Annotated in this window: 13 protein-coding genes; 5 read left to right on the top strand and 8 right to left on the bottom strand. The window is 72.7% G+C overall.

The features are described from left to right. A complete protein-coding gene (locus tag EDD30_RS13290) occupies nt 1-966 on the top strand; it encodes a PLP-dependent cysteine synthase family protein (RefSeq protein WP_071808537.1) in 966 nt (321 codons plus the stop codon). A 263-nt stretch (nt 967-1,229) separates the two neighbouring features. Here EDD30_RS13290 and EDD30_RS13285 read toward each other — a convergent pair whose 3' ends face one another. Further along, on the bottom strand, nt 1,230-1,652 hold the full coding sequence (locus EDD30_RS13285; RefSeq protein ID WP_143162961.1) for a hypothetical protein: 423 nt from the start codon (nt 1,650-1,652) through the stop codon (nt 1,230-1,232). Between the two features lie 261 nt (nt 1,653-1,913). Between EDD30_RS13285 and EDD30_RS13280 the strand changes: the two genes are divergently transcribed. From EDD30_RS13280 to rdgB, 4 genes are all read left to right on the top strand, one after another. After that, nucleotides 1,914-2,660, top strand: coding sequence for an MBL fold metallo-hydrolase (locus EDD30_RS13280; protein WP_071808535.1), 747 nt, complete (start codon nt 1,914-1,916; stop codon nt 2,658-2,660). 57 nt (nt 2,661-2,717) lie between these two features. Then, nucleotides 2,718-3,932 carry a glycosyltransferase gene (locus tag EDD30_RS13275; RefSeq protein WP_084557242.1) on the top strand — a complete coding sequence of 405 codons (1,215 nt, stop codon included), beginning with the start codon at nt 2,718-2,720 and terminating at the stop codon, nt 3,930-3,932. Between the two features lie 159 nt (nt 3,933-4,091). Continuing rightward, nucleotides 4,092-4,820, top strand: a complete 729-nt coding sequence (gene rph, locus EDD30_RS13270) for a ribonuclease PH (protein ID WP_071808534.1) — start codon at nt 4,092-4,094, stop codon at nt 4,818-4,820. Then, nucleotides 4,817-5,431 (top strand): RdgB/HAM1 family non-canonical purine NTP pyrophosphatase, encoded by a 615-nt coding sequence (gene rdgB, locus EDD30_RS13265; RefSeq protein WP_071808533.1) that lies wholly within the window; start codon nt 4,817-4,819, stop codon nt 5,429-5,431. The genes rph and rdgB overlap by 4 nt, the downstream gene beginning before the upstream one ends. Before the next feature lie 16 nt (nt 5,432-5,447). Here rdgB and EDD30_RS13260 read toward each other — a convergent pair whose 3' ends face one another. From EDD30_RS13260 to hutU, 7 genes are all read right to left on the bottom strand, one after another. After that, nucleotides 5,448-6,299, bottom strand: a complete 852-nt coding sequence (locus EDD30_RS13260) for an ATP-grasp domain-containing protein (RefSeq protein ID WP_071808532.1) — start codon at nt 6,297-6,299, stop codon at nt 5,448-5,450. Nucleotides 6,300-6,495: 196 nt separating this feature from the next. Further along, nucleotides 6,496-7,140: a fascin domain-containing protein gene (locus EDD30_RS13255; protein WP_143162960.1), complete on the bottom strand. Its 645-nt coding sequence runs from the start codon at nt 7,138-7,140 to the stop codon at nt 6,496-6,498. 135 nt (nt 7,141-7,275) lie between these two features. Continuing rightward, the gene (gene hutH / locus EDD30_RS13250) at nt 7,276-8,811 is read right to left on the bottom strand and encodes a histidine ammonia-lyase (protein WP_071808530.1); all 1,536 of its coding nucleotides are present in this window, start codon (nt 8,809-8,811) and stop codon (nt 7,276-7,278) included. Further along, nucleotides 8,808-9,956, bottom strand: a complete 1,149-nt coding sequence (gene hutI, locus EDD30_RS13245; protein WP_071808529.1) for an imidazolonepropionase — start codon at nt 9,954-9,956, stop codon at nt 8,808-8,810. The genes hutH and hutI overlap by 4 nt, the downstream gene beginning before the upstream one ends. Then, nucleotides 9,953-11,227, bottom strand: a complete 1,275-nt coding sequence (locus tag EDD30_RS13240) for a formimidoylglutamate deiminase (RefSeq protein ID WP_071808528.1) — start codon at nt 11,225-11,227, stop codon at nt 9,953-9,955. The genes hutI and EDD30_RS13240 overlap by 4 nt, the downstream gene beginning before the upstream one ends. Continuing rightward, complete coding sequence (locus EDD30_RS13235; protein WP_071808527.1) at nt 11,224-12,402, bottom strand: allantoate amidohydrolase; 1,179 nt, start codon at nt 12,400-12,402, stop codon at nt 11,224-11,226. Before EDD30_RS13235 ends, EDD30_RS13240 begins: the two co-directional genes overlap by 4 nt. After that, complete coding sequence (hutU, locus tag EDD30_RS13230) at nt 12,399-14,030, bottom strand: urocanate hydratase (protein WP_071808549.1); 1,632 nt, start codon at nt 14,028-14,030, stop codon at nt 12,399-12,401. The genes EDD30_RS13235 and hutU overlap by 4 nt, the downstream gene beginning before the upstream one ends. Between the last annotated feature and the right edge of the window lie 7 nt (nt 14,031-14,037).

Below are 14,037 nucleotides of genomic sequence, written 5' to 3'. Positions count from 1 at the left end.
ATGGCTCGCTACGAGAGCCTTCTGGACGCCTGTGGGGGCACGCCGCTCGTCGGCCTGCCCCGGCTCGCACCGACGGTGCCCGAGGGGGCGCCGCCGGTGCGGCTCTGGGCGAAGCTCGAGGACCGCAACCCGACCGGCAGCATCAAGGACCGGCCGGCGCTGTTCATGGTGCGCGAGGCGGAGGAGTCCGGTCGCCTCCGCCCCGGCGACACGATCCTGGAGCCCACCAGCGGCAACACCGGCATCTCGCTGGCCATGGTCGCCAAGACGCGCGGCTACCGACTGGTCTGCGTGATGCCCGAGAACGTGTCGGCGGAGCGCGTCCAGCTCCTGCGCATGTACGGCGCGGAGATCATTTTCTCTCCCGCGGCGGGCGGCTCCAACCAGGCGGTCGCCGTCGCCAAGCAGATCGCGACGGAGCACCCGGACTGGGTGATGCTCTTCCAGTACGGCAACGCCGCGAACGCCCGCGCCCACTACGAGACGACCGGCCCGGAGCTGCTGCACGACCTGCCGACGATCACGCACTTCGTCGCGGGCCTGGGCACCACGGGCACGCTCATGGGCACGGGCCGCTACCTGCGGGAGAAGGTCGACGGCATCCAGATCATCGCGGCGGAACCCCGCTACGGCGAGCTGGTGTACGGCCTGCGCAACATCGACGAGGGCTACGTGCCCGAGCTCTACGACGCCACGGTGCTGACCCGGCGCTTCTCGGTCGGCACCCGGGACGCGGTCCTGCGTACCCGCCAGCTCGTCGAGGTCGAGGGCATCTTCGCGGGCTTCTCCAGCGGCGCCATCCTGCACGCGGCGCTCGCGGTGGCCCACGAGGCGGTCAGGGACGGCCGGCGGGCGGACGTGGCCTTCGTGGTCGCCGACGCGGGCTGGAAATACCTCTCGACCGGCGCGTACGGCGGCACCCTCTCCGACGCGGAGGACGCCCTCGAAGGCCAGCTCTGGGCCTGAGAATCACCGAGCTCGGCGGCGCTGGGCCTGAGAACCGCCGAGCTCGGCCTCGGGCCACCGCGCCGGGAAAGCCGCTCCGGGCTGGTGCGGGAGGCGGGTCGAGGCGGGCCGCCCGGTCGAGGCGGGAGGCCGGGGCTGGTGCGGGGAGGCCGGGTCGATGCGGTCGCCGGGTCGATGTAGGCCGCCGCACCGGGGCGGAGACCGCGCCGCGCTCGGAGTGAGACCCCCAGGGCCGGCCTGAGGCCGTCGGGGGCGGGGCCGGACTAGTAGGCCACCGCGAGCATGATGTCCGCGATCAGCGGCACCGCCGCCGCGATCAGCAGGATCCACGGCAGCATCCGCCGGTGGATCGACAGGAACGCGCCCACCGCCAGCGCCACGCTCACCATGCCCAGGAAGGCCAGGACCCACGTGTACCAGCCGGGCACCCCGCCGCCGATCTGCGACAGCAGCCCGCGTACGCCGACGCCCACGCCGGCCAGGCCCAGCAGCGACGCGTAGATGGACATGCCCAGCAGGCGGCGGGTGCCCGGGGCGGGGTCGTCGGCGGCCGGGAAGCGGAACAGGGCCTCGTCGCCGGCGGGCAGCGGAGCGGCAGGGCGGGCGGGTTCCCATCCGAAAGGCACGACCTCCGGCGCCGTCGCCTCGGGTGTCGCGGTGGTGTGGTCCACGTCCGTCGTCGTCACTTTTCGCCCCTTTGCATTTGCCCCGTCTGTCCCCTTCACGGTGTGCAACGGATAAGACTCACGAGGCGTAACGCGACCGAAAATGACCCAGCTCACGCCCGGTGTGACATACGTTGTCGATTTAGCGACAAATCGATCAGACGTTTACGTGACGCGCTGGTCCCGGCGTAGGCTGCGCAGCGTGATTGACTGGTCTGCAATATTTGCCGGTGGTCAGTCGGCAAAGAAGTGGACGACCGAGTGTGAACCAGAGGGACCCGCATGCGACTGACCGTTCTCGGCTGTGCCGGCAGTTTCCCCGGCCCCGAGTCGGCCTGTTCCGCCTACCTCGTGGAGGCCGACGGCTTCCGGCTGCTGATCGACTTCGGCTCCGGCTCACTGTCCGCGCTGCAGCGCTACGCGAGCATCGACGCCGTCGACGCGATCCTGCTGACTCACCTGCACTGCGATCACATGCTCGACGCCTGCACGTACGTGGTGGTCCGCCGCTACGCTCCCGGCGGGCCGCTGCCCCCGCTGCCGGTCTACGCGCCGATGGGCGCCGCCGAGCGCATCTCCGCGGCCTACAGCGCCGAGAACGAGCCCGTCGATGACGTCTACACCTTCTATGCCCTGCAACCCGGCACGTTCCCGATCGGCCCTTTCACCGTCACCGCCGACCGGGTCAACCATCCGATCGAGACCTATGGCGTACGGGTGGAGCACAACGGCCGCGTCCTCGCCTACTCGTCGGACACTGCCCCCTGCGAGCCGTTGCTGCGCCTGGCGCAGGGCGCCGATCTGTTCCTCTGTGAGGCAAGTTACCTCGACGGCATGGCCAACCCGCCCGACCTGCATCTGACCGGCGGGGAGGCCGGGGAGGCCGCCACCAAGGCCGACGTGGCCCGTCTGCTCCTGACCCATCTGGTTCCCGCCTGGGCTTCCGAAGCCTCTACTGTGGAGGCGGCGTGCGCCGCGTACGCGGGTCCGGTGGAGGTGGTCCGACCCGGCGCCCGCTACGATCTCTGAGCCGAGGGGACGGCACCAGCGCACCATCGATTCGATTGTGACCTTGGAGTGCCCTGCATGACCGGTGGATCAGTGGGCGGGCGCGGGCTGCGCATCGTCCGACTGGCGAACTTCGTCTCACCTCGCCCCGGCGGCTTGCGGACGGCCCTGCGCCACCTCGGCGAGGGCTACCGGCGGGCGGGACATGAGCCGATTCTGATCATGCCGGGCCGCGCGCACTCCGACGAGATGACCGACCAGGGTCGCGTCATCACGCTGCCGGGCCATCACCTGCCGCGGACGGGCGGCTACCGGGTCCTGGCGGGGCGCCGCCGGCTGGCCCGCCTGCTCGACGAACTGGCCCCGGACCGCCTCGAGGTGTCCGACCGCGCCACCCTGCGCTGGACCGGCACGTGGGCGCGCGAGCGCGGGGTCGGGTCGATGATGGTGTCCCACGAGAGCCTGGCAGGGCTGCTGGGCGTCTGGGGCATGCCACACCGCGACTCGCTCGCCGACCGGCTCAACCGGCGTACGGCGGAGTCGTTCGACCAGATCGTCTGCACCACCGCCTTCGCCGCCGCGGAGTTCCGCCGCCTCGGCGTGCCCAACCTGGTGGAGATTCCGCTCGGGGTCAATCTGCACCAGTTCCGCCCGAGCCGCCGCGACGCGGTCCTGCGCGAGCGCTACGCCCGGCCCGACGAACTGCTGGTGGTCTACTGCAGCCGGCTCTCCGCGGACAAGCGCCCCGAGCTCGCGGTGGACACCATCGCCGCGCTGCGCGCCGCCAAGGTTCCCGCCGTGCTGGTGATGGCCGGCGACGGATCGCGACGGGCCGCGCTGGCCTACCGTGCGGCGCGACTGCCCGTGCGCTTCGCGGGGCACATCACCGACCGTGACGACGTCGCCGCACTTCTTGCCAGCGCGGATATCGCCCTCGCACCCGGGCCGGTGGAGACGTTCGGGCTCGCCGCCCTGGAGGCCCTGGCGTGCGGCACGCCGGTGGTGGTCAACGAAGGCAGCGCGCTGCCCGAGGTCGTGGGCGAGGCCGGAATGGCCGTGCCGGGCACGCCGGAGGAATTCGCTGCGGGCGTGCGCAATCTGATGGAACGTCCCGAGCCGGAACGCCGCGCCGCCGCACGCTCCCGGGCCGAGCTCTTCGGATGGCCGCAGGCCGTCGACGGTTTCCTACGGGCGCACGGGGCCCGGCCCGCGCCGCGGCCGGTGCTCGCCCGGCAGAGCGCACGGACGCTGCGACCCGCGGTGCCGATCGGCGCCTCGGGCGATGGACTCTGACGGGCGCGTTGTCCACAGGCCGGGCTCTGACGGGCGCGTTGTCCACACGCCCGGCTCCGACGGGCACGTTGTCCACACGCCCGGCTCTGACGCGCACGTTGTCCACAGGCCCGGCACCCGGCGGCGCGCAGAGGTCACGGTCCGCCTAGGCTCTTTGCCATGGCACGCCCCGACGGCCGAGCGCCGGATCAACTCCGTCCCGTGACCCTCACCCGCCGGTGGAGCATCCATCCCGAGGGATCGGTGCTCGTCGAGTTCGGCGACACCCGGGTGCTCTGCACGGCCAGCGTGACCGAGGGCGTCCCGCGCTGGCGCAAGGGCTCCGGGCTCGGCTGGGTCACCGCCGAATACGCGATGCTGCCGCGCGCCACCAACACCCGCGGTGACCGTGAGAGCGTCAAGGGCAAGGTCGGCGGCCGGACCCAGGAGATCTCCCGGCTGATCGGGCGCAGCCTGCGGGCCTGCATCGACCTCAAGGCGCTCGGGGAGAATTCCATCGTCCTCGACTGCGACGTGCTGCAGGCCGACGGCGGCACCCGGACGGCGGCCATCACCGGGGCGTATGTCGCGCTCCACGACGCCGTCACCTGGCTCGCCGACCGTAAGTCGCTGGCCGGCAAGCCGGCCGCGGTCGTGCACCGCTCCATCCAGGCGGTCAGCGTCGGCATCATCGCCGGCGAACCCCGTCTCGACCTCATGTACACGGAGGACGTCGCCGCCGACGTCGACATGAACGTGGTCTGCACCGGCAACGGCGACTTCGTCGAGGTCCAGGGCACCGGCGAGGCCAACGTGTTCCGCCGCGACCAGCTCGATGCCCTGCTCGACCTCGGCGTCCTCGGCTGCGCGGAGCTCGCCGCCGCCCAGCAGAAGGCCCTCGCGTCGTGACCGCCCGCCTGCTGCTGGCCACGGCCAACAAGAAGAAGCTCGTCGAGCTGCAGCGCATCCTCGACGTCGCGCTCGGCGCGGGCGGCATCGAGCTGGTCGGCCTCGGCGACTTCCCGGACTACCCGGACGTTCCCGAGACCGGCCTGACCTTCGGCGAGAACGCCCTGATCAAGGCCCGCGAGGGCGCCTCGCGCACCGGCCTGCCCACGGTTGCCGACGACTCCGGCCTGGCGATCGACGCGCTCAACGGCATGCCGGGCGTCTTCAGCGCCCGCTGGTCCGGCGGCCACGGCGACGACCAGGCCAACCTCGACCTCGTCCTGGCCCAGATCAGCGACGTCCCCGACGAGCACCGCGGCGGCGCCTTCGTCTGCGCGGCGGCCCTGGTCCTACCCAACGGCCGCGAGCACCTCGTCGAGGGCCGCCAGAGCGGTCACATCCTGCGCTCCCGCCGCGGCACCGGTGGCTTCGGCTACGACCCGGTCTTCCTCGGCGACGGCCAGCAGCGCACCAACGCGGAGCTGTCCCCGGCGGAGAAGGACGCCATCAGCCACCGAGGCAAGGCCTTCCGCGAGCTCGCCAAGGTGATCGCCAAGGAGCTGCCCCGCTAGCTGTGTGGCCGATGGATCAGCCGGCGGCGGTGTGGAGTGCGGTGATGAGGGCGTCGGCGGGGGTGGTGGCCGGACGGTCGCTGACCTGCCCGTCGCCGATCTCGACGAGACGCCATCGGCCGTCGGTGTGCCGCACCAGGTCCGCGGTCACGAACGGCAGTCCCAGCTCTGCGATCAGTGGTGCGACGGCCGTCGGATCGAGGTCGGCCGGGGGCTGCTCGCCGGGGGTGTCCGGGTGTGCCGTGACCAGCCAGCAGACGCCGCCGATCCACCACGTGCGGGCCTCCGCGCCGGTGAAGGACTCGAAGCGGCGGAGCACGAATCCGCCGGTGAAGTCGTCGGCGCGGAGTTGCTGGAACCGGCTCGCCACCCGCCAGGCAGTGTCGGAGTCGGCGACGTCGTGGATGAACGCGGCCTCGTGCCAGTGATGCTTCATGGACTTGGTGTAGTCGCGCAGCACCGCCGGACCGGACCTCAGGACGGCGCACGCCCGGTCGAAGTCGCTCCGCTCGGCGCCCTGTGTCCACACCGTCTCGGGGGTGGCGGCCTGGACCGTCGCGTACCAACCGGGAAGCTCATGTCCCCGCCGATACTGCTCGGCGCTCGTCCGCAACACCACATCGCGGGCCGCCAGGGCCGTGGCCAGTGCCGCGTACTCTTCCGTGCGCAACATCCATCCCCGATAGACCGCATCACGACCGGCTGGAACCCGCGCGACGGCAGCGGCGTGGTCGCCGCCGCGGACGAATGCGTCATGGTCGATGACGGCCACCTCGAGTGCGGCCCCACGGGCCGCCGCGGCCTCGGCCGCGAAATGTTCGTCGGGCCGGCGCGGTCGTAGCGGATCTCCAGGTACGAGCACCATCATGCGTCCATGATCGAGGACCGGAGGTGCGGCGACGCCTCCGGGTTCAGGTTGCCGACCCTCTCCCGGAGGCTCGTCGGATCAGCCCAGCGCTTTCAGGGCCGATCGTGATCGGAGCGAACCCGTGCATTCCGGTCGCGCCGCAGGTCAGCCGGGTGCCGGGGTCAGGGCGGTGGCCCGGACCCCGGCAGTCGGCCGATCACCAGTAGTACAACTCCCACGGTCCGATCACCGTGGCGCGGGCGCGGAGCATGCCGTTGTCGCCGGCGCTGTAACCGATCTCGGTGGAGACCCACCGGGCGTTGCCGTAGGCGTACATCGAGAACCAGTTCCCCGGTCCGAAGGTGGTGTAGTACTGCTCCCAGGGCCCGACGATCGTGGCGCGGGCGCGGAGCATGCCGTAGTCGCCGGCGCTGTAGCCGAGCTCCGTCGACACCACGCGGCCGGTGTCCTGGGAGGCCCAGTAGGTGTATCCGGTGACGTTGTCGCGGCACACCACGTAACGCTCCCACGGGCCGACGACCGTCGCGCGGGCGCGGAGCATGCCGTTGTCGCCCCCGCTGTAGCCCTTCTCCATGGAGACCCAGCGGCCGTTGGCGTTGGCGTAGATGGCCACGTTGTGCCAGCAGAGGATGGCCTGGGCGGCCATGTTGTGCCGGGCGGCGATGGACTTGCGCTGCTGTTCCACCACAGCCGAGCCCTCTCCGTACGGGATGAGCACGGCCGTCGAGGCGACCGGGGCGGGCTGCGGTGCGGGAGCGGCGGCGGCGGGTGTGCCGCCGACTCCGACGGCGGTCAACGCGGCGAGCACCAGGGCGGCCGCGGCGCGGGTGAGCATTCTCATGGTCTGCTACCTCCCATCGCGGAGGCGGCGGCGGGGGGTCCGCGGCCATCCTCCGTGCTGATTGATATCAGTCGATGGGGCCGCGGATCCCCGCTATGTCCTCGATCGATCACTGTGAAGAAATATGTGACGTCCTCAGTGGAGGGTACCGATTTCGGTCTCGATTTCCGTTCGCAGCGCCCGATCCGCGATGACGGCGCGCGCCTGTTCCATCACCGGGGCGAGGTAGATGTCGGGGCCCGGCTCGCCCGCGAAGGCCGATATTGCCGCGACCGCGGCCCGGCCCGCCGGTGACGGGGCCAGCGGCGCGCGGAGCTGAATTCCGCGTACGCCCGAGATCAGCTCGACCGCCAGCACGCTGGTGAGGTTGTCCAGGACCGTGCGCAGCTTCTTCGTCGCCGCCCAGCCCATCGAGACGTGGTCCTCCTGCATGCCGCTGGTGGGCAGCGAGTCCACCGACGCGGGGCTCGCCAGCCGGCGGTTCTCCGCGACGATCCCGGCCGCCGTGTACTGCGCGATCATCAGGCCCGAGTTGACGCCGGCATCGGGGGAGAGGAACGGCGGCAGGTCGCGGGAGCGGGCCACGTCGAGCAGCCGGTCCACGCGGCGTTCCGCGATCGCGCCCACCTCGGCCGCGGCGATGGCGAGGAAGTCCGCCGCGAAGCCCAGCGGCGCGCCGTGGAAGTTGCCGGTCGACTCCACCCGGCCGTCGGTGAGCACGACCGGGTTGTCCACCACCGAGCGCAACTCCCGTGCGGCCGTGGTGCGGACGAACTCCAGCGTGTCCCGGGCGGCGCCGGCCACCTGCGGGGCGCAGCGCATCGAGTACGCATCTTGCACCGCATGCGCGAGGTCGTCACGATGCGAGTCCATGATGGCCGAATTCTGCAGCAGCTTGGAAATGTTCGCGGCGGACGCGGCCTGGCCCGGATGCGGGCGGATCGAGTGCAGCTCCGGCAGGAACGGCCGCTCCGAGCCGAGCATGGCCTCGATCGCCAGCGCGGCCGTCACGTCGGCCATCGCGAACAGATGCTCGGCGTCGTCGATCGCCAGCAGCAGCATGCCGAGCATGCCGTCGGTGCCGTTGATCAGCGCCAGGCCCTCCTTGGCGGCCAGGTCGAGCGGCTCGAGGTGGGCGGCGTGCAGGGCCTGCGCGGCGTCGATGCGGGCGCCGTCCTTGCCCAGCACCCATCCCTCGCCCAGCAGCACGAGGGCGCAGTGGGCGAGCGGCGCCAGGTCGCCGGAGGCACCCAGCGAGCCGTGCTCGGGCACCCACGGCGTGATGTCGTTGTTGAGCAGGTCGACGAGGCCCTGGGCGAGCTTCGGGCGGACGCCGGACAGGCCCAGCGCGAGCGAGCGCACCCGCAGCAGCATCATCGCGCGGACCACCTCGCGCGGCATCGGGGCGCCCACGCCGGCCGCGTGCGAGCGGATCAGCGCGTGCTGGAGCTCGGCCCGGCGTTCCGGCTCGATGGACGTGTTCGCCAGGGCGCCGAAACCGGTGCTGACGCCGTACACGGGGCGGCCGGAGGCCTCGATGCCGTCGACGATGGCGCGGCTGCGTTCCATGGCCGCGACCGCGGCCTCGGAGAGCTCGACCTTCGCGTCGCGCCGGGCGACGGCGAGAACGTCGGCGGGGGTGATGCCGGTGGGCTGGACGATGACTCTCATTGGGGCACTCCGTCGTGCAGAACTGTGCTGATCAGGGGAACTCCGGGCCGGTAGGCCAGGTGCAGATGGGAGGGGGCGTCGAGGACGACCGCGTCGGCGCGGGCGCCGGGGCGCAGCACTCCGATGTCGTCGCGGCGCAGCGCCCGGGCGCCGCCCACGGTCGCGGCCCGGACGGCCTCCGCCGGCGTCATGCGCATCTCGCGGACGGCGAGGGCGATGCAGAACGGCATGGATGATGTGTACGACGAACCGGGGTTGCAGTCGGTCGCGAGGGCGACGGTCACGCCGGCGTCGAGCAGCCTCCGCGCATCCGGGTACGGCGACCGCGTCGAGAACTCGGCGCCCGGCAGCAGCGTCGCCACGGTCGACGACCCGGCGAGCGCGTCCACGTCCGCGTCGCTCAGATGCGTGCAGTGGTCGGCGCTGGCGGCGCCCAGCTCCACGGCGAGCCGCACGCCCGGACCGGCGGTGAGCTGGTTGGCGTGGACGCGCACGCCCAGCCCTGCCTTCAGCCCGGCGGTGAGGATCTGCCTGGTCTGCTCGCCGTCGAACGCGCCGCGCTCGCAGAACACGTCCACCCACCGGGCGTACGGCGCGACGGCGTCCAGCATCGGGCCGGCGACGAGGTCGACGTAGTCGTCGGGCCGGTCGGCGTACTCGGCCGGGACGACGTGCGCGCCGAGGAACGTGGTCTCGTCGGTGAGGTCGCGGGCGATGCGCAGGGCGCGGACCTCGTCGGCGACCGTGAGGCCGTAGCCGCTCTTGACCTCCACGGTGGTCGTGCCCTGCCGCCGCATCTCGGCGACGAGCCGCCGGGCTGCCGCGCCCAGGTCGTCGTCGGAGGCCGCCCGGGTTGCGGCGACCGTCGTCCGGATGCCGCCGCCGGTGTACGGCTCGCCGTTCATCCGCGCGGCGAACTCGGCGGCGCGGTCCCCGGCGAAGACCAGATGCGCGTGGCTGTCGACGAAGCCCGGCAGCACCGCCCGTCCGTCCGCGTCGAGCCGCTCGTCGGCCGCCGGGGCCTGCGCGGCCGCTCCGACCCACGCGACGCGACCGCCGTCCACGACGAAGGCCGCGTGGTGCAGCGTGCCCAGCTCGTCGTCGCCGGTGAACAGCTCGCCGATGTTGGTGACCACGAGACTCATGAGAGTGCCTCCCGCAGGGCCGCCGGCACGTCGAAGCCGGTGTGCCGGCCCTCGTCCACGATCATCCGCCCGTCCGCGACGACGTGGGTGACATCGGCGTTGGTGGCGGCGAAGACCACCCCGGAGGGGTCGACGCCGGCGGTGCGTACCGAATCGAGCGTGACCGCGATCAGGTCGGCCCGTTTGCCCACCGCGATCTCCCCGGCGTCGTCCCAGCCGAGCGCGGAGTGCGCGGTGGCGGCGGCGAGCAGCTCGCCCGCCGCGAAGTGGCCCCGGCGTTCGGTGGCCAGCCGCTCGTCCAGCTCCACGCCGCGGGCCTCCTCGAACACGTCGATGACGGCGTGGCTGTCGCTGCCCAGGCTCAGCGGCGATCCCGCGTCGGCCAGCGCCCGGCCGGGCCCGATGCCGTCCGCGAGGTCCCGCTCGGTGGTGGGGCAGAGGCACACCCCGGTGCCGGTGCCGCCGAGCAGTTTGATGTCGCCGTCGCTGAGATGCGTCGCGTGCACCGCGGTGGTGCCCGGACCGAGGACGCCGTGCCGGTGCAGCAACTCCGTCGGGGAGCAGCCGTGCACCGCGCGGCACTGCTCGTTCTCGGCGCGCTGCTCGGAGAGGTGCACGTGCAGCGGTGCCCGGCCGGCGAGGCCGTCGAGGAAGCGCACCGGCACGGCCCGTACGGAATGCAGCGCCGCACCGATCCGCACCCCGTCGCCGTCGCGCAGCCAGGCGGTCCGGGCGGACCAGCCGTCGAGGTCGCCGTCGCCGAAGCGGCGCTGGACGCCCTCGAGCGCCTTACCGTCCACCGTGGACGTGAGATACAGCGTGTCGAGCAGGGTGATCCGGATGCCCGCGTCCCGCGCCGCCCGCACCACCGCGTGGCCCATCGCGTTCGGGTCCGCGTAGGGCTTGCCGTCCGGGGCGTGGTGCAGGTAGTGGAACTCGCCCACGCACGTGATGCCGGCGAGGGCCATCTCGCCGTATACCGCCCGGGCGAGTGCGTAGTAGCTGTCCGGGTCCAGTCGCCCGGCCACCTCGTACATCCGCTCGCGCCACGTCCAGAAACTGCCCCGATCGCCGTGCGTACGCCCGCGCAGCGCCCGGTGGAACGCGTGGGAGTGGGCGTTGGCGAGCCCGGGCAGCACGAGGCCGGGCAGGCGCGTGCCGCCCGGGGCGGCGCCGGGCGTGACGGCGGTGAGCCGTCCGTCGGCGACCTCGACGGCGACGTCGCGCTCGACCCGTCCGCCCATCCACGCCAGGTCCGCGAAGTACCTCATGTCAGCGCCTCGAGAACCTTCGCGAGAGCCTCGACGCCCGCCGCGCAGTCCTCGTCCGGTGCGTGCTCGGCGGGGGAGTGGGACACCCCGGTCGGGTTGCGCACGAACAGCATCGCGGTCGGCACGTGCGCCGAGAAGACCCCCGCGTCGTGCCCGGCCCCGGTCGGCAGGATCGGCGCGCCGCCGAGCAGGCCGGCGATTCGTTCCGCCAGCGCCGTGTCGAACGCGACCTGTGCGGTCACCGACTCGGCCGTCACGCCGACCTCGGTGCCGTCGCGGCCGGCCCGGTCGTGGGCGCGCTTGACGATCGCGTCGACCACACCGTCCAGGGTGGACTCCTCCGCGGCCCGGGCGTCCAGCCAGCCGCGCACTCGCGCCGGGATGGCGTTGGTGGCGTTGGGCTCGACCTGCACCCGGGCCATCGTGGCGTGCGCCCCGGACAGCCGGGCCTCCTTGTTGGCGGCCAGCACGGTGTAGGCGAACGTCAGCATCGGGTCGCGCCGGTCGGCCATCAGGGTGGTGCCGGCGTGGTCGCCGCGGCCGGTGAAGTCGAACCGCCAGCGGCCGTGCGGCCAGATGGCGCTCGCCACCCCGACCGGCACGTCCAGCGCCCGGCCCTGCTCGATGTGCAGCTCCACCAGCGCCGACACCCGGCCCACGAGGTCCGGGCGGGCGCCGGACGGGGTCGCGCCCAGCGCCTCGCCGAAGCTCACCCCGTCGCGGTCGGTCAGCGCAGCGGCCTTCTCCGGGTCGACCGCGCCGGTCAGCAGCCGCGAGCCGAGGCAGGGCAGCCCGAACCGGCCGCCCTCCTCCTCGACGAACGCGGCGATGCCCAACGGCCGGCCCGGGGCGTACCCGTCGGCGCGGAGCCGGTCGACGGCCAGGAACGCGCTGACGATGCCGAGCGGCCCGTCGTAGCCGCCGCCGTGCGGCACCGAGTCGAAGTGCGAGCCGGTCAGCACGGCGCCGGAGCCCCATGGCTCGCCCCACCAGGCGAACAGGTTGCCGTTGCCGTCCTCGGTGACCTCCAGATCACGCGCGGCGGCGTGCGCCCGGAACCAGTCCCGCAGGGCCAGCTCCGGTTCGGTGAGGGCGTATCGCAGGTAGCCGCCACTCTCGGCCCGGCCGATCGGCGCGATCTCCGCCCAGAGGGCGGCGAACTGCGCGACGCTCATCGCTTCATGGGGATGTGGACGCCGGCGGCGGCGGCCGACTCGTAGCCGGCGTCGACGTGCCGGATGACGCCCATCCCCGGGTCGTTGGTGAGCACCCGCTCGATCTTCTGCCCGGCGAGGTCGGTGCCGTCGGCGACGCAGACCTGCCCGGCGTGGATGGAGCGGCCGATGCCGACGCCGCCGCCGTGGTGGATGGAGACCCAGCTCGCCCCACTGGCGGTGTTGACCAGGGCGTTCAGCAGCGGCCAGTCGGCGATGGCGTCCGAGCCGTCGAGCATCGCCTCGGTCTCCCGGTACGGCGACGCCACCGACCCGGCGTCCAGGTGGTCGCGGCCGATCACGATCGGGGCCGACAGCTCGCCGCGCTTCACCATGTCGTTGAACCGCACGCCGGCCTTGTCGCGCTCGCCGTAGCCGAGCCAGCAGATCCGCGCGGGCAGGCCCTGGAACGCGACCCGCTCGCCGGCCATCGTGATCCACCGGGCCAGCGGCTCGTTCTCGGGGAACAGGTCGAGCACGGCCCGGTCGGTGGCGGCGATGTCGGCCGGGTCGCCGGAGAGCGCGGCCCAGCGGAACGGGCCCTTGCCCTCGGCGAACAGCGGCCGGATGTACGCCGGCACGAAGCCGGGGAACGCGAACGCCCGGTCGTAGCCCCCGAGCTGGGCCTCGCCGCGGATCGAGTTGCCGTAGTCGAACACCTCGGCGCCGCCGTCGAGGAAGCCGACCATGGCCTCGACGTGCTTGGCCATGCTGTCCCGGGCCCGGTCGGTGAACTCCTCGGGCTTGGTCCGGGCGTACTCGTCGGCATCGGCGAGCTCGACCCCGATCGGGACGTAGCTGAGCGGGTCGTGGGCGCTGGTCTGGTCGGTCACGATGTCGATGGCCACGCCGCGGCGCAGCAGCTCGGGGAAGATCTCGGCCGCGTTGCCGACCACGCCGATCGACACGGCGCGGCGCTCGGCCTTCGCGGCGAGCGCCTGCGCGACGGCGTCGTCCAGGTCCTTCGCCACGGTGTCCAGGTAGCGGTCCTTCACCCGGCGGCGCAGCCGCGACTCGTCGACGTCCACGATCAGGCAGACGCCGCCGTTCATGGTCACCGCGAGCGGCTGGGCGCCGCCCATGCCGCCGCAGCCGCCGGTCAGCGTCAGCGTGCCGGCGAGGTCGCCGCCGAAGCGCTTGGCCGCCACCGCGGCGAACGTCTCGTACGTGCCCTGCAGAATGCCCTGGGTGCCGATGTAGATCCACGAGCCGGCGGTCATCTGGCCGTACATGGTGAGGCCGAGCTTCTCCAGGCGGCGGAACTCCGGCCAGGTCGCCCAGTCGCCGACCAGGTTGGAGTTGGCGATCAGCACGCGCGGCGCCCACTCGTGGGTGCGGAACACGCCGACCGGGCGGCCGGACTGCACCAGCAGCGTCTCGTCGCCCTTCAGCTCGTCGAGCTCGCGGACGATCGCGTGGAACGACGGCCAGTCGCGGGCGGCCCGGCCGGTGCCGCCGTAGACGACGAGGTCGTCCGGGCGCTCGGCCACGTCCGGGTCGAGGTTGTTCATCAGCATCCGCTTGGCGGCCTCCTGGGACCAACCGTTCGCGGTGTACGCCGTGCCGCGCGGCGCGCGTACCTCAGGCATGCCGGAC

The organism is Couchioplanes caeruleus, assembly GCF_003751945.1.
GTDB lineage: Bacteria > Actinomycetota > Actinomycetes > Mycobacteriales > Micromonosporaceae > Actinoplanes > Actinoplanes caeruleus.
This window is presented reverse-complemented; position numbering and strand designations above follow the sequence as displayed.